The sequence below is a fragment of the Microbacterium azadirachtae genome (assembly GCF_000956505.1).
Taxonomy (GTDB): Bacteria; Actinomycetota; Actinomycetes; order Actinomycetales; family Microbacteriaceae; genus Microbacterium; species Microbacterium azadirachtae_A.
This window is the reverse complement of record NZ_JYIX01000037.1, coordinates 151304-168486: the sequence shown is the minus strand read 5'-3', so window position 1 is coordinate 168486 and position 17183 is coordinate 151304. Positions and strand designations below refer to the sequence as shown.

The following is a 17183-nucleotide window of genomic DNA, read 5'->3' as shown; positions in this document are numbered from 1 at the left end:
GACTAACGTTCGGAACGAAGTCGAGTTCTGCCCAACCAAAGAGGCGCAGAATCTACTCCCAGTCCTCATCAGCCAACGGAGCGTCGTTGAGTTCATCACGCCGCGCTCGCCAGTCCGGCAGGTACTGATCCATGAGCGCGACAAACCGTTCGTTGTGGCTGCGTTCGTGCAGATGCGTTAGCTCGTGAACGACGATGTACTCGAGACAACGAGGATTCTTCTTGGCCAGTTCCGGATTCAGCCAGATCGTGCGTGAGTGCGCAACGCAGGTGCCCCACTTGGTCTTCATCCGCCGCACGATGATCTTGCCCGCTTCGACACCGATGACCGGTTGCCACTTGGACAGGAGCGCAGGAACGGCTGCCTTCAGTTCCCGGCGATACCAACGGTCTAGCGTTGCTCGCTTGGTCTCTGCGTCAGCGTCCGCGGGTGTGGTGACCCACAGTGTCTGTCCTTTCGGCTCGACGTGATAGTTCCCTGACGTTTTCGATATGTCGAGCCTGTACCGCTGACCCCAGACATAGTGCGTCTCACCGGACTGCATCTTACGTACGCTCTGCCGGTCGGCCTTCTGCAGTTGCTCCCTCTGCCGTTTGATCCACGACAGGCGCTGCACCACCGCGAGACGGATCGTGTCCTCGCTCGTCGATGCCGGGGCTGCAACTCGTACGCGTCCTACCGGTGGGTAGACGGAGATGTGCAAGTTCTTGATGTCTTTGTAGATGACATCGACCCCAAGTCCGGCAACTGTTAGGTAGGAGCTAGCGGTATTCATCACGAGCCTTCACCAGTTCAAATAGTTCTTCGAAGCGGTCGAAGCCAGCAGGCAATGCCCGGCGAAGCTCCCTGGCCAGCGCCCGCTCCTTGATGCGGCTGCCGACCCAGCCATGCTCCTTCTGGCGCATGACGGTGTAGTCGACCACGACGGCGAGGTTGGGGTCAGGGAAGCTGAAGTCGACCAGCGCCCGCTGGGCACCGTTCTTCGCCCACTCCGGATAGACCGTGTCGGACTCCTTCTTGCCGACCTTGGTCGCAAGCTCAAGGAGGCGCTCCAGGTATGCCTTGTAGTCGAGGGCATCCTGGCGGCGCTGTTCGATCAGGGCATCGAGCAGATCGGACATCCGATCGTAGTAGCGCGGGTTGAGAGCTCGCTCGTCAACGATAGTCTTGCGAACGTTGTTGACGATCGTCTCGGCGGCAGCTTCGGGGCTCTTGCGAATACCTGGTGGGAGCGAGGTCAGAGCATCCTCACCGCGTTCGACGATGAGATCGACGAGGCCCTTCTCGAAGGTCGCTACCACCTCCGACGGGTCAGCCTGGATGTAGTTGTCGAGCAGTGCGCGCATGCCAGCCTCGAACTGTTTCATGTCGATGTTCTCGCCAGCACCGAGTTCGACCTCGTCGCGAACGGCGACGAAGTGTGCGACCTCGTTCTTGATCGCCGCAGCCTCAGCCAAGGAGTAGCCCGCGGCCTCCATCTCGTTGGCCAGAGCACCGTACGCGCGCACGAGGCCAGAGACGGTCTTGTACAGTTCGACGCGCTTGGCCTCGTTCGCCTTGATCTGAGCGAAATCACCCGGCGTTGAGGCCACGAAGTAGTGCTGGTACTCGAGAGTGCCCTTGGGAGGCGCGACCGGCTCGGTCAGAGCACGGATCCGTTCCAGTGCCTCTTCGAGATCCTCGCGTCCCTGTTCGACGCGGTCTTTGAGCAACCCCTCGACGTCCTTCTCCTCATAGCCGTCCAGAGCGCCCGAGGTGTAGTCAGTGATGGCCGACTCCAGCGAATTGAACAGATCGCGGTAGTCGATGATGTAACCGTAAGTCTTGTCGTCGCCGTCAAGACGGTTGACCCGGCAGATGGCCTGGAACAGGCCGTGATCGCGCATCTTCTTGTCGATGTACAGGTAGGTGGCGCTCGGAGCGTCGAACCCGGTCAGGAGCTTGTCGACCACGATGAGCAGTCGCATCTGGCCGGGTTCTTCGATGAAGCGGCGCTTGACTTCCTTCTCAAACTCCTCGATCCGGCCAACCGCCTCGTCCGCGGGCACACCGAAGAAGTCCGCCAACATCTGCCGATAGATGTCGTACTGGCGCAGCTTCTCAGTCGCGCCCTCGCCCGAGTCCTCCTTGGAGATGTCGCTCGGGTTCGGCACGTAGCTGGTGACGATGGCAACCTTGTCCTTGAAGCCAGCGTTGACGAACATCTCGTAGAACTTGCACGCCTGGTAGATCGAATCGCCAACGAGCATCGCGTTACCGCGACCGCTCACCAGCCGTGGTTCGGTCTCCATGTCCAACAGGATGTCCTGGACGATCTGCTTGGCCCGAGGTTCAGCGGACACGACTTTCTGCATCGTGCCCCACTTCTTCTTCAAGCGGGCCTTGCTCAGGTCGGTGAGGCCCTTGGTCTTGGCCTCGAACCACTTGTCGACCTTGTCCGGGCTGGTCAGGTCTTGTTCGATGTTGCGCGCCTCGTAGCGCAGATCGAGCACGACCCCGTCCTCGACAGCCTCATCGAACTTGTAGGTGTGGATGAACGAGCCGAAGGCCTCGACACTCGTTGCCTTGTCCGCCTTGAGTAGCGGCGTGCCTGTGAAGCCGATGAACATCGCCCCCGGCAGAAGCTCCTTCATGGCTCGGTGCATCTTGCCCGACTGCGTCCGGTGCGCCTCGTCGACGAAGACGAACAGGTTGCCCTTCGGGGTGAACCCGGCGGGAACGCGCGAGCGTAGCTCAGCGATGAAGTCCTCGCTGTCCCGGTCGATCTCCTTGTCGTCGTCGCTGCCCCGAAACTTGTGGACGAGGGAGGCGATGAGCCATGGATCGTGCTTGTTGACCTGGGTCAGCAGGTCCGCGCTGGAGGTCGTGCGGTAGATGTTCTCGTTGACGCCGCCGAAGACTTTCTCAATCTGCTCGTCAAGCTCGGTGCGGTCGGTGATGATCAGGACGCGCGATTCCGGCTGATGCTCACGGATCCACTTGGCCAGCCACACCATCGTCAGGCTCTTACCAGAGCCCTGGGTGTGCCAAATGATGCCGCCCTCACGCTTGGCGATGCGTGCCTGTGTCGCCTTCACCCCAAAGTACTGGTTGTGTCGAGCCGTCTTCTTCTTGCCGGCATCGAACACCATAAAGTCGTGGATTAGTTCGAGGAAGCGTTCCTTCGAGCACATCTGGAGAATCGCCCGGTCCAGCGGTTCGGCCACGTCAGCCCCGACTTCGCTGTCCTCAGGCTCTTTCCATTCCAGCCAGTACTTCTCCGGTGTCTCGATGACGCCGTAGCGCAGGCCCTCGACGTCGTTACCCGCGAACAGGAACTGGACAGTCGAGAAGAAAGGTCGGATGAAATGAGCGCTCTGGTTGCCGATGTTCTGGCGGATACCCTCCGTGATGCTCACCTTCGAGCGTTTCAACTCGATTACCCCCAAGGCCAGGCCGTTGACGTAGAGTACGACATCGGGACGCTTGTTGTGCTCGCCCGCAATCGCAACCTCCTCGGTCACGACGAAGTGGTTGGCCTCCGGGTTGCTCCAGTCGATGAGCCACACGGTCTCGAACTGATCGCCCACACCACGTTTTACCTTCACGCCGTAGCGCAACAGGTCGTAGACCTCACGGTTTGCTTCATACAGCGTGCGGACTCCACCGACGGATGCGGCCTTGGACAGCTCGTTGATGGCCTTGCCGATGACCTCCTCGTCGTACCGGCGCGCCAGCAGGTTGTTCCGGAGGTATGCGACCTCGATGTTCGAATTCGCCCCCCGATCTTCCCAGCTGTCGCCGTATTCGTAGCCGAGGCGCTCCTTGAAGAACCTCACGACGCGGTTCTGCGTCTTGCGTTCGACTTGTCCAACCGTGCTCATGCTATTTGCTCCTTGGCCAGCAGACGAGTGCGCCGAGTGAGCAGCTTCTGCATCACGCCGTGCTTGATGGCGTGAGCGGACTCTAGACGGCGCTCGAGGGCTGCGATCTCGGCATCGGCGTCCTCGGCGACCCTAGCGATTGCCCGCTGCTCGTCGGTGGACGGAATGTCAACTTCAACCTTGCTGTATTCCCCAATCCATCGGCGCTTGTGATCTACGATCACAAAATCAACGAGTTGCATGCGTTCGAACACGAAACGGAGGTCCGCGCCAGGCTTTGCGCGGAGAATCTTCATAGCTGATGACTTCGCCTTGAAGGGGAAATCGACGTACTTCGTCGCAGTCGTGAAATCGTCGAAGATGATCACCGGGGGCGAGTCATAGATGCCAGTTGTCTCAGTGGTGTAGCCCAAAACGAACGTCTTGCCTGCCGTGAGCACGGGTGTTCCCGCGCTCACATAGTCCGTACTAGAGACGAGGAATCGCCCCGGCTGTTGGTACGAGAGCATCTCCGCAAACTTCATCGAGCGCCAGTCGCCGCTGAACCCAGGCAGTCGCGTGCGCCCGGTGAGGAGCTCCTGCATCATGCCTTGCTTGATGTCTCGCTTCTTCGCAACTTGCTTCTCGAGCGAGGAGATGAGCCCATCGACATCACCCAGCGTCTCCGCAATTTGGCGCTGCTCATGTAACCCGGGCAACGGAACTTGAAGCTTGTTCAGGTCGGCTAGGTTGACCACGATCTGCGCGGATCCAGCGCTTGGCTTCAGGAACTCGGCCCGTCCGACCGGCGAGTTCAGGTACTGCGCCAGGTACTCAGGTAACAGCCTCCGACCCGGGCGCAACAGGCCGACGGCACGAGAGATGTTCGCTCCGACCAGTCGGTCTGGGATCACCGCACTATCGCCCGGATACCCGACTAGCGCGATAACTACATCGCCGGTCTGGAGGACAGTCCGAGAGAACTCACTGCTCTTCTGCTTCGTAACGTACGGGAGTCCGTAGCCAATCTTGCCGTCCTTGATGTCGCCACCTCGGAGCATCTGAATACCAGTTGTTTGAAACTCACCGGCCTTGACGATTCCATAGGTGGCTGGCCGTTGAAGCAATTCGACCAACTTCACCGACTCTACTGCGGGGGTCATTATTCGACTCCCATCGCGACCAGGTGAGCTGCCACCTTCGCACTCAAGACGTCGACCTCGGCGTCGAGTTCGCCAATCGTTGTGTCGTAGCGGTCGCCAAGCACGTTGAGACGCTGCACAAGCTTCTGGATCAGCACCGCACGCTCCGCGTGAACTCCCGCGGCCACGCGGCCACCCCACTTGTCATTGATGACGAGGCTCTGGATATCAGCTGTGGTGAGCTGCGCGTACTGCTTGAGCGTCAGCTGATCGAGCTTGAGTCCGGCCTCCTTGGCCGCCTTCTTCGCGGCAACCTCTGCTTTGAAGAGACTGACAACGTGGACCAACGCCTCGATCTCGTCGCTATCGGCGCCTTCTGCTCTGGCCGTCTTGAGCCGGTCCGTGGCGGTTTTGTTGGTGACCTTGCCGTCATCATCGGTCGCCTCGAACAGCAGTCCTTCCTCGACGGCGTGCTCCTCGAGGTACTCCTCGATCGCCCGACCAGCACCTTCGGCGGCTGCTTCCAGCGCATCGAGATCGACCTGCTCCTTGGCGAAGTAGCGCGCGACGATCAACTCGGGCGGCACCAGGTCCATCACCCAGCGCTGGGCCTTGACACCGGTGCCAAACGTGATGTGCGCCGACTCATACTTCGGCTTCTTAATCTTGTCGTAGCCGAGGATACGGGCAGCGCGCGGCTTGGCTGCGTCGTCCCATCCTTCGCCCATGATGAGGGCGACGTCGTCGTGCATGACGTCGTTCCAGTAGCTCATCAGCTGCTCATACACGCCGTACTCGTCGAGGAGAGGCTGACTGCGGAACGCATCAAGCAGGCTGTCCCCCAGCTCGGCAATGAGGTCTGAGGGTCGGGTGGAGTTCGTGATGCCCTGTAACAACGCCTCGTGGCCGTTCCACCAGCGATTGACGGCTCCGTTGGTGTTACTCACGAACGCTTCGTACTCAGTGGAGCCGGTGATCGTGGCTTGGATGTCGCCCTTGTCGACAGCCAGTTGGCTGTAGCCGTCGCGCAGCGGCTGGAACAGAGTCCTCCGCAGGCTCGGGAAGGCGTCCCAGTACGGCTGGAGGGCGTCGAAGTCGAGGTTCGGGATGCCGCCCTTGAGGTGAGCATGCAGGTCTTGAAAGTCCTCGGGTTCCGAACCGTCAATGTAGCGCGGGATGTTGAGGTTGGAGTCGTTCTTCGGGTCGGCGATCTCACCGATCGGCACCATCCGCGAATAGCGCTCGATCTCCTTCTGGTTCACAAAGGTGTCGATGATCTGGTGCATGTCGCGCGGGCGGAGGCGGTTTTTGTTGCCGTCTTTGGTGAAGCCCTTTGAAGCGTCAATCATGAAGATGCCCGTCCGGCCTACGGCATTCTCCTTATCGAGCACGATGATGCAGGCCGGGATGCCTGTGCCATAGAAGAGGTTCGCTGGCAGACCGATGATCCCCTTGATATAGCCGCGCTTGATCAGTTCCTTGCGGATGGTTGCTTCGGCGTTGCCACGGAAGAGCACGCCGTGGGGCAGGATGACTGCGCCCTTGCCGGCGCTCTTGAGGCTCTTGATCATGTGGAGCAGGAAGGCGTAGTCGCCGTTCTTCTCGGGCGGTCGCCCGTAGCCGTCGAACCGGCCGTACTCGTTCTCCAGGCCGTTGTTCCAGGACTTGACGCTGAAGGGTGGGTTGGCGACTAGGTAGTCGAAGGTCTGTAGTTCGTTGCCCCGGAGGAACTGCGGGCTCGTGATCGTGTCGCCCTGCCGGATCTCTGCGGTTCCGTTGCCGTGCAGGTGCATGTTCATCACGGCGAGAGCGCGCGTGGCGTTGTCCTTCTCCTGGCCGTAGATCGTCAAGCCATTCGGTGCGGCGTCGGCCACCTTGAGCAACAAGGAACCAGATCCACAGGTTGGGTCATAGACGGTAGCCGACTTCGGCGTGTCCGGCTTGATTCCGATAAGCGCAGCCATGACGCGCGACACCTCGGCTGGCGTGTAGAACTGGCCCTTGCTCTTGCCCGACTCGCTGGCGAAGTGACGCATCAGGTACTCGTAGGCGTCACCCAGTAGGTCATCTCCCTCGGCCCGCGAGCCGGAGAAGTTGAGATCCTGGAAGATCCCGATCAGCTTGGTCAGCCGGTCGACGAGTTCCTTGCCCTTGCCGAGCTTGTCCGGGTCATCGAAGTCGGCGTTGTTTATGACGCCCTGCAGGTCGTTGGCGTCAGCCAGCTTGCGGATGGCGACATTGACCTGCTCACCGAGGTCGGGCTTGCCCTTCATCGCGACCAGGTCGTCGAACGAGCCGCCGTCGGGCACCTCGACGTCGGCGTAGGGATCGGCCTTGGCCTTGTCCGAGACGTACTTCACGAACAGCAGAGTCAGGACATAGTCCTTGTACTGGCTGGCATCCATGCCGCCACGGAGCTCGTCCGCCCCCGCCCAGAGCGAGCTGTACAGGTCCGATTTCTTGAGTGCCATCAGGACAGCTCAACCGTCAGACGGGAAAAGGAATCTCGAACGGTCGTCATTAGGTAGGGCTCTTTCCAGCGCACTCTCGGCACCATGCCTTGTCGCCAATCTCACTCTATTCGGGCGAAGGCGATGCACACCCGCTGCCGAGATGTGCTCCGAGAGATCGCCAGTCGAAGCCTTTCGCGCGGTCCTGAATCACCGCGCTCGATGCAAGGGGTCAGGGCGGGCCGGGATCCGCGTCACTGGCTTCCCAGAGGTGCCTGTCGCAGAGGGTCTTCACCCACAGCCGGATCACATACTGCTTCGCGGGCGCCCCGCATACCTCGCACGTCTCGATGCTTCGCCACTCGGCGGCGCGTATCGCCTCGTGAAACTCCTCGTCGTACTCGTACGCATCCTCGGAGGGTGAAGCGTGGAAACTCAACGATCCGAACTTCGACTTGACCTGCTGCACCATGTAGGCGGGCGCGATCAGCGCGAGGGTTTGATCGAGTTCGACAACCAACGGATGCCATCCGGCAGCCACTTCCAAGACCGGCGGCCAGCCGGGCGCAAACCGGTCGATGATGCGCTGAAGCTCGGGTGGGAACATCTCAGTCATGGCTAAGCTCGGCCTCCGGTCGCGTGACATCCACATCCCAGCCAACAGCCCCGGGCATCTCGCACCTACTGGCCGTCACTTGCGTGTTCTGTCGCGCCAGGTCTTGCTGGCGCTGACGGGAGCGCCTCCGGAATTCCCTTCCGACGCGCAGACTCCGAGTCATACCTTTGTCGAAGCTCAGCATCCCGCGTCGCCTCCACTCGACGGTTACGTGTCCTCGGAAGCCGGCGATTGCGCGGCGTCGCTCAATGTGTTCAAGCCCCTCGGGGAACCGGGCAGGGAGCCCATCAGTGTCTGGCAGGAGGTGCTTGAACAACTCCGCGAACGTCGGACCGGTTCCGGTCCTCCGCCGTGTCTGCGCGATGAAGATCGCTGCCGCCAATGCCCATTCTCCGGCGGTGTCCTCTCCGGTGAACGCTTCAAACACGTAGGCCCACTCGGCAGGGGGAGGCGTCGCGATTCCACGCCACCAGATCGGGTACGCCTCGGACATTCAGCCATCGCCTTCACGGTCGTACACGCGAGCCGTTCCCGCGACGCGACCGTTCGATGTCGGGATCGGCAGCACACGTGCAGAGGAGAGCGGAGCGGTCCGACGGAGTCGATGATTGTTTCGTATGGCCTCCCGAATTATGCCATACGGATTAGGCCATGTGCGGGTGCGACTATCTCGACTCTTGATAGGTGCGGCAGCGGAACGATGACATCGAAGCAGAATGGGCTTCGTTCGCCCAGCGTTTCGCGACTTCCCTTCGCACCGCTCGCGACAACGCGAATCTGAGCCAGGAAGACGTGGCCTACCGCGCTGGGCTGACTCGATACACCTACCAGAAGTACGAGAAGGGTGAGTCACGCCCGGGCCATCCCGCCAACCCGACGTTGCGGACCCTGCTCGCTCTCACGCAGGTGCTTGGTATCGCTTTGGTCGACCTGGTCCCCGACGACGCCCCCGATTTCCGAAATCGCTGAGCGCTTACCCGCCAGGTGTTTCATCCACGGGACGTTGTCCGCCCAACCAGGAATGATGCGTTGGGATACGACGCGGGATGCAGGGGCCGCTCGCACGGCTCGCTCCACGACGTCCACTCGTCGGCCTGAGCGAGTGACATGGCGAAGGAGTACCGCCTTCTCCCGGTACGCCGCTTCCGCTATCCCCTTCTCGAAGGGCGCCTTCGATGTCGTCGCCCCACTCGATCTCGGCATCTGGATCGCGGTGCACATTGCGGCGCGATGCACCCTCACCACAGCAACTGCCGTCGTTTCCAACTCTGGTGTCCGGCTTCCTCCGCCAGCGCCGACGACGAGTCCGATCAGTCCTTCGATCTGTCGAGTATCCCTCTCAGCTAGGGCGGTCAGCCCCAGAACAACATCCGCGTCAGTGAGAGTCACCAACAAGTCGACAGCCGGCCCGTACACGCATGAGGCAGTGCGTCGCTCTGCTTCAGGCGGCTCCTGCCAGCTGTCCAGAATCAGGCGAGTCGCGAGATCAAGTTCACCCGTATGCATCGACACCCCACGACTCCACAGGAGACCCGACAGCGTCTGCTCAGCGCGGCGATATCCCTCTGGAGAGCCGATGAGTTTGTCTTCGCCACGGAAGTGCCATCGACGATGCCGAACGCAGTACCCGCCTCCTCTGCCGAACACCTCGGTGGCGTTTCCCTCGCTGCATACCGAGCATGCGGAGCGGGCTTCGTCAACGACGTCGCATCTCGCACAGCGCCGCAGCTTCCACCCCACGTGGTGGCAGCGCCTGTACATCCGGAAACGAGCACGGTCGTGTGCGAAATGTCCAGGGGGCAGTGCACCAGCACTTTCCGCGGCCGACATCAGAAAGTGGTTCGTTGGGCCTATGGATCTCGTGCCAGCCTCGCGCAGGATGTGGTTCGCGAGAGCCATCGCATCGATGGCGTTGGCAGCCGCAAGTCTGGCGAGAAAACCTGTTGGTGTCTCGCCGGGTAGCGGGATCACCCGGCACGGAAGAGCTCGCACAATTGCCTTTGACCCAGCTCGACTATCTTGGACCCGGTTCGACCCGATGATGCAGCACCCGCGCCCGAATCGTCTTGGCCCTCGGGAGCATGCGCTTGGCGGAGGGCGTCAGCACGCAACCACCCTGCACAGGAACTGCGGACGTTCCGCTCCAGAGCTCGCGTCCTTGAATCCTCAATCCGTCGAGGACGCCCTCGACAGCCCGCCGCCCGACAGCGTGCGCGGCGACAAGGCGATCGAACAGCATTGCGAGCGCGTACCCGCCGAGGCCATGCGGCATCAGGACGTTTGCGAGACGTGCGTCGGTGAGCACCGCCGTCAGCGAGATCCGCTGCGGAAACAGCTCGATCTCGTCATCCAGAGGGTCCGCTGGGCGCTCAACCTCAACGTTGCCCAGCTGTAACAACTCCGTGGCTGCCTCTACTTCAGGTGATCTGTACGGCACGCCGCGAAGGCTGAGAGAGCCGTTCAGCCTACGTTGCGCAACCACCAGTTTCGGCCTTCCCGATAGGCCGATGTCGCGATCGCCACCGTGCCACCTGCGATGGCGCACGCAGACCGGACCGTGCATGCGCGCCACGGTGATCTGCTCGCCAGCTGAGCACCGTCTGCAGAGCGTTACTGCGGCCGGGATCATGCGACAACTCGGACATTCCACTTGGCGCGTTGCGCCTCCATGTTCACAACCGCGACCGCCTGAGTCTCGGAGCAGTGTGCCTTCTGGGAGACGACCCAAGGCCTCAATCTGCCAGAGGGCGCTTCTCGGCGTCACCCGGATAGGAAGTGTGGGGTCGTCGTGGCGCAACGCCAACCAGAGGTCCTTCTGGCCGATCGCGTTGGCAGCGCAGAGCCGCGTCCAGTAGCTCACTGGCGTCTCACCCGGGTAGATGCGAACAGCGATCGGAAGCCCGCGCAGCAAGGTCATGCCGAACCCACGGGTGTTCGCGATCGGCGCGGCTTCGCGTACATCGCCGCGGCCGCCTGACGACGGCGAAGTTCACGCTCGAACTCAGACAGATCAAGCGTCTCCGTTTCGTCCTCCATCGCCCTGAGGGCAGCAAACTGCAGCAGATCCTTGAGCAGACCGATCTCACCGCCGGTCAACGAGTGGAGCGACAATGCCGCGGGAAGGATTGAGCCCGGGCGTTGCTCGACCAGACACAGCGAGCTCTCCATCGCGAGAAGGAGGTCGCCCCAGCGAGCCTTCTCATCGGCTGTGTTCAGTGGAAACGGCACAGCTACGTGCACTTCGAATCTCTTCCCGATCTGGCCGCCCCGCTCACCATCGAGAAGCCCGGTACCTTCGACGGCGATTCCGGCATAGACGAAGGTGCCTCCGCATCGCTCCGACAGTTGCTTGAGCATGTCCGACGCCTCGATGTTCTGCCGGTACTTGAGGTCAAGGTGATGCACGTCGTCGATCAGAACGAGTTCAGTCGCGCACCGGCGGAGCGCGTTTGCCACAGCGTCCAGCAGATTGCCGTAGGTCATTCGGCCAAGAACGGGAATGCCCAAGAATCGGGCGAACTCGTGCATCAGCGCTTTGGCGGAGCACTGAGCCGGCACCGCGACGTAGACGACCGGAATCTTGCCCGGCCCCGCTGCTGGATGGCCGGTATCTCGCCGCCGGCGCTCGTGCGCGCGACCAACTTCGACGAGCGAGGTGGTCTTGCCCTGGCCTGGCTCACCCGAAAGGATCAGGCCTAGCTTGCCAACTCGCCGGTAGGTGTTGAGCATGACGCGATCGCGCACGGCATTCTGAAACACCTGGAACTGCGGCGTCCGCACAAACGCGCCGGCCTGGGAGTACCGGGCGCGGGCCTGGTTGTACAACGCGCGGTCTCCGAAGCTCAGGGCCCGAAGATCCTTCAACGTGATCGGCGCCGGCCTTTCGTACACGGTGTCAACGTGCTCGCGCCAACCTTCCTTGGTGGCGATCTCGATCATTCGTCGAGTCTCCCCCGCACCTCGTCCAGCATCTCGCCGATGAACGGGAAACCGCCGGTGTTCGGCCACTCGTCGGCGGACGCGCCTTCGACGGTTGGCTCGACGACCTCGGTAGACGCGTCCTCGGCCTCGTGACTCTTCACACTCGTGAGGTTCATCGGGTCGTCAGCGATCGCCACCATCCGCGCACGCTGTCGCGCACTTCGCTTCTGATTGGTGTTCCGTGGTGCCGGATTTCCTCGCCCGGCGAACGCCTTGATCGCCATGGCAAGCTCCCGACGTTCCTCGTCGAGATCGGCGACCCGAGTGGAGAACTCGGTGCGGGCGTACCGCCATACATCACCGAGCAGCGGGAGTTCATGGACCTTGTCCGTCCATCGCAGCGGAATGAACTCGCCGTCTCGTTCGAGCCAGACGACGTGCAGGTTGTAGGGGTCCACGCGGATCGGCCATCGACCGTTTTTCGCCTTGTCAGGAGACTTGCGCCTCCACAGGCCCTTGAGCCGCTCGGAGTTGTAGATCCGATTGTCGATGCGCACGCCATATCGGTTGAGAACTCGGTGAGCGACAGGTAGCAGCGCGATGTAGTCATCTCGCGTCAGCGGTACATGGAGCTCGGGCACGTACGCACGGAACGCCCGACACATCTCGTTCGGCGACAACTTGATGCGCGGATGCAGCGGGTCGCGCAGCCCGTCATGCGGACGGTTCTGCCACTCCACCGCAATCCAGTCCTCGATGAGCTCCTGGGCCTGAGCGATGGTCAGTAGTTCGGCAGACGCCGTGTCCGCGTCACGGCCGCGATGTTCGACGCTACGACCGACGTATCCCTTCACGTGCTGCAGCAGCATTGAGTTGATTGCCCCAAAGGCTCGCTCTACGTGGGGCTTGTCCGTCGGCGTGTGCGGCGCCGAGGTGATCAGCGAGATCTTCAACGCTTCGCATGCCGCCCGAAAATGACGCGACAAGTAGTTGCGTCCACGATCCGTCGTGATCGTGTCCGGGAACACGTAGGGCTGAGCGAGACGCAGTCGCTCGAAACGTTCTTGACCGATCAGCTGGTCTTCAGCCCATGCCGTCGAGATCAGCTGTCTAGTCTCGCGAGCCCCCTCCATGCGGCGGCCGTATGGCACCAGGGCACGTGCAAGAACCGCCACCAGATCGACGCTCTTCGTGCCCTCCGGGCGCAGCATCGCGGCGAGGATCGACCGCGTCGCCACGTCAATGAGAATCGTCAGCTCGGGTCGGCCGACCGTTTCTTCATCGATCCGCAGCATGACATCTATCCGAGTGGAGTCCATCTCGACAAGCTCACCGGGGCGTAGTGCGGTGCGGGTGCTGAACTTCCCGTCGGGCTGCAGCGCCAGCGACTCGCGAGTCTTGGCCGATCCGAAAGTGAATTGCCCACGATCGTCTGCTTCAAGAAGCCGGAAGAACGTCGCACGACTCGGCAGCTTCACCGAATCGCCATGCAGACGTTGGACGCGCCGCGTGATCTGCTCGATCGCGGTCGTTTGGCTCACGGTCGAGGAGCGACTCTTCCCTTCCAGGACGAAGTTGATGGCCTCGATGAGGCGCGGATCCCACTTGCTCTTGCGTGGTGCACGATTACCTGCGTTGGTCGTCCCCCGGGCTCGGAACTCCTTGAGCCGGCGCTCTACGGCGCGCGTGGAGACGGGCTTGCCGAGGCGTGTCTCCAACCATTGACGCTCGGTTTCGACGGCCTTCCCGACCCCGACCTTGTCGCGTGAAGCCTCGATGCGGATGCATGCCTGAAGCCAGGGATCCATGTCTGGCACGATGTCCTCCACTCGCAGCGGTAGGTGCCGGAGGCCGGAGGTATCGGTCAGTAGTGGTGTTGCATCACGTCCAAGCTCGTCTAGGGCGACTTGGATCTCGCCGCCGTCATCGTCTCGGAGCGTCGCGGAGTCTCTCTCGATGAAGAGAACTGTGTACTGGCGTTGACGCCACATGAGCGACCCGCCGACTGCAATACGCATCATGCTTTCCTTTCCCACACGATCGATTTGGTACCGAGTGCCTCTTCGAGGTCCGTCTCGAGCAGCCCCGACCAGAGGTGCGCGTAGCAACGCGCATATCCCTCGGATCCGACGCCGAGCAACGCAGCAGCCTTGGCCAAAGGCAACCCGTCCTCCGGCAGTCCCGGCAGCTCCTCAGTGCTCGCGCTGCCTCGAAACGGCGCGAGGAATCGCAGGTTCGCTTCTCGGATCTGTGATTCGGCGTCATAGACGACGTACCGCCATCCGCGCTCAGCGGCGAACTGCCCAGTCATGTCGAACTGCGCCCTGACGTCGTCGTCGATCCGAGCCGCAGGCTTGACGTCCATCAGCACGGCCGTCCCGTCGTCCAGACGCACGAAATAGTCCGGGTAATGCTCGCGCAGGCCGTCGGGAGTGACCCATCGAATCCACATCGGCTGACTCGCGACTGCAACAACACCCGGCGTGCGGTCCAACTCGATGAGACAGCCTCGCTCGGTCAAAGACTCGAAGCCGATCGACGAGCCGAGCGCGCCCATCCAGTGGTAGCCGTCGTAATGCCGTTTGAGTCGCCAGCTAGGGAAAGTCCGAGCAGGATCGCCTCGTTCGAAGGGGACGTCATCGCAATCGACGGCATCGAGCTCCAGTTGCACGCCATCGAGACGGTACTCGACGCGCGCTCGCGTCACGCCTACTCTGCGAGCGAGAGGGGTCGGCCACTGCAGGGTCAGGTCCATAGGGATCCAATCGACATCGACGGATACGTCCTATTCGGCAGTCAGCCTCTCTCCTGGGGAGCGGTTCTGGCCTATGTCCTGAGCCTTGACAAAGATCACCCGACTGGGGATCTACTCACGAGCAGGGTACGTCTGGTGCCCAACCAGCCTCGTCGACACGCCGCGGCGCCCGACACGTAGGGTGAGATTCCGACACCTTCGTGAGACGCTCCGACAGTTCGCATGAGACTCCGACACTTTTCGTGAGATCGGACAAGTCCTTATGAATCCGCCCAGACCGTGACCTGATCGTTGCATTCGTTACCCCGCCGTTATACAGTGATCGCACGGTGAAAGTTTTGCTGTGGCTCTCACCGCATGTGATTGCAGGACACTCTTGGTGCAAAGGGACAAAGGCCGGTCGGAAGCCTCTCCGACCGGCCTTTACTGCGCGAAGCCTCATGTCCGTCCGGGCGGATATTCTGATGCGATGAGCGATCGGAAGCTGGCCCTGACAGCCTGGGAGACCCTCTTCCGCGCCCAGCACGAGATCTTCACCGAGATGTCGACCGACTTCGACGGCGCCGACCTCTCGGCCGCGGAGTACGACGTGCTGCTCACCGTCACCCGCTGCGCGTCGCACACCGCGCGCCTGCGCGAGGTCACGGCGAACATGTTGATCAGCCAGCCCAGCGTCTCGCGCCTCGTCGACCGCATGGTCGCGCGCGGACTGCTCGAGAAGTGCCCGGATCCGGAGGACGGACGCGGATCCCTCGTGCATGCGACAGAGGCCGGGACGCGCGCGTTCCGCCAGCTCGCCACCGCGCACGGTCGCTCGATCGCCGAGCGCATGTCGGCGCTGGATGACGAGGAGCTGCGCACTCTGACGACCTTGACGGAGAAGCTCCGGGCGCGCTGACCCCCGGCGGTCCCTTCGTTCGTTCCTCACAGGCAGCGTCTCGGAGAAGTTCTTCACAGATCTCGTAGATAGCTTCGAATGTCTTGTGATCCCGCGTAAAATCAAGGCATGACCGGACATCTCGACCCACTGCACGAGGCGCTGACGCGTCTCGATGAGGTGTGGAGCGGCGCACGCGAGGCGGGTGACCTCTCCCGCACGCAGCTCATGGCAGTGACGGAGGCGCTCGGCCTGCTGCATCGCCGATCCGGGGCGATGCTCGCCGAGGTCGCCGCGTGCGTGGCGCACGAGTCCCGCACCGAGCTGGGCGCGGACTCGCTGGCGAAGGAGCAGGGGTTCCGCAACGCCGCACAGCTCATCGCGACCACGACCGGCGCGACCACGGGCGACGCGTCGCGGCTGGTGAAGGTCGGCGAGGCCACGGCGCCCCGCACGAACCTGGTCGGCGACCGCGTGCCGGCGAAGTACCCGGCCGCGCAGCAGGCGCTCGCCTCCGGCACGCTGAGCGCACAGGCCTTCGCCGTGATCCTCGCCCTGCTCGAGCGCGTGCGCTGCAAGATCGGCGCGGCGCAGACCGCGGAGGCGGAGCGACTCCTCGTGGACAAGGCCGCCGGGCTGTCGCACGACGATGTGCGGCGGCTGGTCACCCGGGCCGAGGCGTGGCTGGATCCCGACGGGGTCGCCCCGCGGGAGCAGGAGCAGCGCGACCGCCAGTCGCTGTCGATCTACGAGCGCGACGGGCGGATCCACCTCGACGGCGACTTCGACGCCGCTCATGGGGCGCCCATCGTCGCCGCGGTGAACGGGTACGTGTCGGCGCTGTTCGCCGCGCGGAAGGACCGGCTCGCCCCTGACTCTCCCGATGCGGATCACCGCTCGGTCGCGGCGCTGCGTGCCGAGGCGCTCAGCACGATCTGCGCGCACGCCCTCGGCTGCGAGAACGAAGCGCCCGCGCTGGCCGGCGCGACCGTGGTGGTCCGGGTCGATCTGAAGGACCTCACCGACGGCACCGGATACGCGACCATCGACGGATCGGACCTCCCCCTCAGCATCGCCGCCACCCGGCAGCTCGCCGCGAGCGGCGGCGTCATCCCGTGCGTGCTCGGGACCGACCGCGAGGTCCTCGACTACGGCCGTCGGCTGAGGTTCTTCACCACCGCGCAACGCCTCGCCCTCGCCGAACGCGACGGCGGCTGCGCGATGTGCGGACTCCCGCCGTCCATGACCCGGGCCCATCACATCCGCTGGTGGAAACGCGATACGGGGCCGACCGACCTGGAGAACGGGATCCTGCTCTGCGAGAGCTGTCACCATCGCATCCACGACAACGACTGGGAGATCCGGATCGAGGGCAAGGGGCGGCACAGCAGGGTGTGGTTCATCCCGCCGCCGCACGTCGATCCCGCGCGCAGTCCCCGTCTCGGCGGCAGAGCCCGGTTCGACCTCGCCGCTTGAGGACGGCCGGCTGGTCAGTCCGGAGACTCATCCACATCCCTCACGGCCGGTTCATAGGTTCTGGCATAGTCGTTCGTGACGCCCTCATCGGGCGCGACCGGAGA

Annotated in this window: 12 protein-coding genes; 3 read left to right on the top strand and 9 right to left on the bottom strand. The window is 62.7% G+C overall.

Going from position 1 to position 17183, the window contains the following annotated elements; translation table 11 throughout:
- Positions 1–52 precede the first annotated feature (52 nt).
- The 5 genes from RS86_RS13605 to RS86_RS13585 form a co-directional block, all read right to left on the bottom strand.
- Positions 53–775 (bottom strand): M48 family metallopeptidase, encoded by a 723-nt coding sequence (locus tag RS86_RS13605; RefSeq protein WP_045272780.1) that lies wholly within the window; start codon positions 773–775, stop codon positions 53–55.
- The gene (locus tag RS86_RS13600; RefSeq protein ID WP_045272779.1) at positions 762–3863 is read right to left on the bottom strand and encodes a type I restriction endonuclease subunit R; all 3102 of its coding nucleotides are present in this window, start codon (positions 3861–3863) and stop codon (positions 762–764) included. Before RS86_RS13600 ends, RS86_RS13605 begins: the two co-directional genes overlap by 14 nt.
- Positions 3860–5005: a restriction endonuclease subunit S gene (locus RS86_RS13595; RefSeq protein ID WP_052680271.1), complete on the bottom strand. Its 1146-nt coding sequence runs from the start codon at positions 5003–5005 to the stop codon at positions 3860–3862. The genes RS86_RS13600 and RS86_RS13595 overlap by 4 nt, the downstream gene beginning before the upstream one ends.
- On the bottom strand, positions 5005–7455 hold the full coding sequence (locus RS86_RS13590; RefSeq protein WP_045272778.1) for a type I restriction-modification system subunit M: 2451 nt from the start codon (positions 7453–7455) through the stop codon (positions 5005–5007). Before RS86_RS13590 ends, RS86_RS13595 begins: the two co-directional genes overlap by 1 nt.
- Positions 7456–7666: 211 nt before the next feature.
- Positions 7667–8050 (bottom strand): hypothetical protein, encoded by a 384-nt coding sequence (locus RS86_RS13585; protein WP_052680270.1) that lies wholly within the window; start codon positions 8048–8050, stop codon positions 7667–7669.
- A 684-nt stretch (positions 8051–8734) separates the two neighbouring features.
- Between RS86_RS13585 and RS86_RS13575 the strand changes: the two genes are divergently transcribed.
- On the top strand, positions 8735–9019 hold the full coding sequence (locus tag RS86_RS13575; protein ID WP_045272777.1) for a helix-turn-helix domain-containing protein: 285 nt from the start codon (positions 8735–8737) through the stop codon (positions 9017–9019).
- Positions 9020–10064: 1045 nt separating this feature from the next.
- Here RS86_RS13575 and RS86_RS20425 read toward each other — a convergent pair.
- The 4 genes from RS86_RS20425 to RS86_RS19925 all read right to left on the bottom strand — a co-directional run bounded on the left by RS86_RS20425 (position 10065) and on the right by RS86_RS19925 (position 14726).
- Entirely contained in the window at positions 10065–10622 is a 558-nt protein-coding gene (locus RS86_RS20425; RefSeq protein WP_152642177.1) for a hypothetical protein, read from the bottom strand.
- A 341-nt stretch (positions 10623–10963) separates the two neighbouring features.
- On the bottom strand, positions 10964–11989 hold the full coding sequence (locus RS86_RS13565; RefSeq protein ID WP_052680269.1) for an ATP-binding protein: 1026 nt from the start codon (positions 11987–11989) through the stop codon (positions 10964–10966).
- Positions 11986–13992, bottom strand: coding sequence for a Mu transposase C-terminal domain-containing protein (locus tag RS86_RS13560; protein ID WP_082076781.1), 2007 nt, complete (start codon positions 13990–13992; stop codon positions 11986–11988). The genes RS86_RS13565 and RS86_RS13560 overlap by 4 nt, the downstream gene beginning before the upstream one ends.
- Positions 13989–14726: a TnsA-like heteromeric transposase endonuclease subunit gene (locus RS86_RS19925; RefSeq protein WP_052680267.1), complete on the bottom strand. Its 738-nt coding sequence runs from the start codon at positions 14724–14726 to the stop codon at positions 13989–13991. The genes RS86_RS13560 and RS86_RS19925 overlap by 4 nt, the downstream gene beginning before the upstream one ends.
- A gap of 469 nt (positions 14727–15195) precedes the next feature.
- On the opposite strand from RS86_RS19925, the gene RS86_RS13550 reads away from it, so the two are divergent.
- Together RS86_RS13550 and RS86_RS13545 are read left to right on the top strand one after the other, a co-directional pair.
- Positions 15196–15624, top strand: a complete 429-nt coding sequence (locus RS86_RS13550) for a MarR family winged helix-turn-helix transcriptional regulator (protein WP_045272775.1) — start codon at positions 15196–15198, stop codon at positions 15622–15624.
- A 108-nt stretch (positions 15625–15732) separates the two neighbouring features.
- Positions 15733–17079: an HNH endonuclease signature motif containing protein gene (locus RS86_RS13545; protein WP_045272774.1), complete on the top strand. Its 1347-nt coding sequence runs from the start codon at positions 15733–15735 to the stop codon at positions 17077–17079.
- The last annotated feature ends 104 nt before the right edge of the window (positions 17080–17183 follow it).

Coding starts and splice junctions, on each gene's coding strand:
- RS86_RS13605 (WP_045272780.1), bottom strand. CDS start 775: ATGAATACCGCTAGCTCCTACCTAACAGTTGCCGGACTTGGGGTCGAT.
- RS86_RS13600 (WP_045272779.1), bottom strand. CDS start 3,863: ATGAGCACGGTTGGACAAGTCGAACGCAAGACGCAGAACCGCGTCGTG.
- RS86_RS13595 (WP_052680271.1), bottom strand. CDS start 5,005: ATGACCCCCGCAGTAGAGTCGGTGAAGTTGGTCGAATTGCTTCAACGG.
- RS86_RS13590 (WP_045272778.1), bottom strand. CDS start 7,455: ATGGCACTCAAGAAATCGGACCTGTACAGCTCGCTCTGGGCGGGGGCG.
- RS86_RS13585 (WP_052680270.1), bottom strand. CDS start 8,050: ATGACTGAGATGTTCCCACCCGAGCTTCAGCGCATCATCGACCGGTTT.
- RS86_RS13565 (WP_052680269.1), bottom strand. CDS start 11,989: ATGATCGAGATCGCCACCAAGGAAGGTTGGCGCGAGCACGTTGACACC.
- RS86_RS13560 (WP_082076781.1), bottom strand. CDS start 13,992: ATGATGCGTATTGCAGTCGGCGGGTCGCTCATGTGGCGTCAACGCCAG.
- RS86_RS19925 (WP_052680267.1), bottom strand. CDS start 14,726: ATGGACCTGACCCTGCAGTGGCCGACCCCTCTCGCTCGCAGAGTAGGC.
- RS86_RS13550 (WP_045272775.1), top strand. CDS start 15,196: ATGAGCGATCGGAAGCTGGCCCTGACAGCCTGGGAGACCCTCTTCCGC.
- RS86_RS13545 (WP_045272774.1), top strand. CDS start 15,733: ATGACCGGACATCTCGACCCACTGCACGAGGCGCTGACGCGTCTCGAT.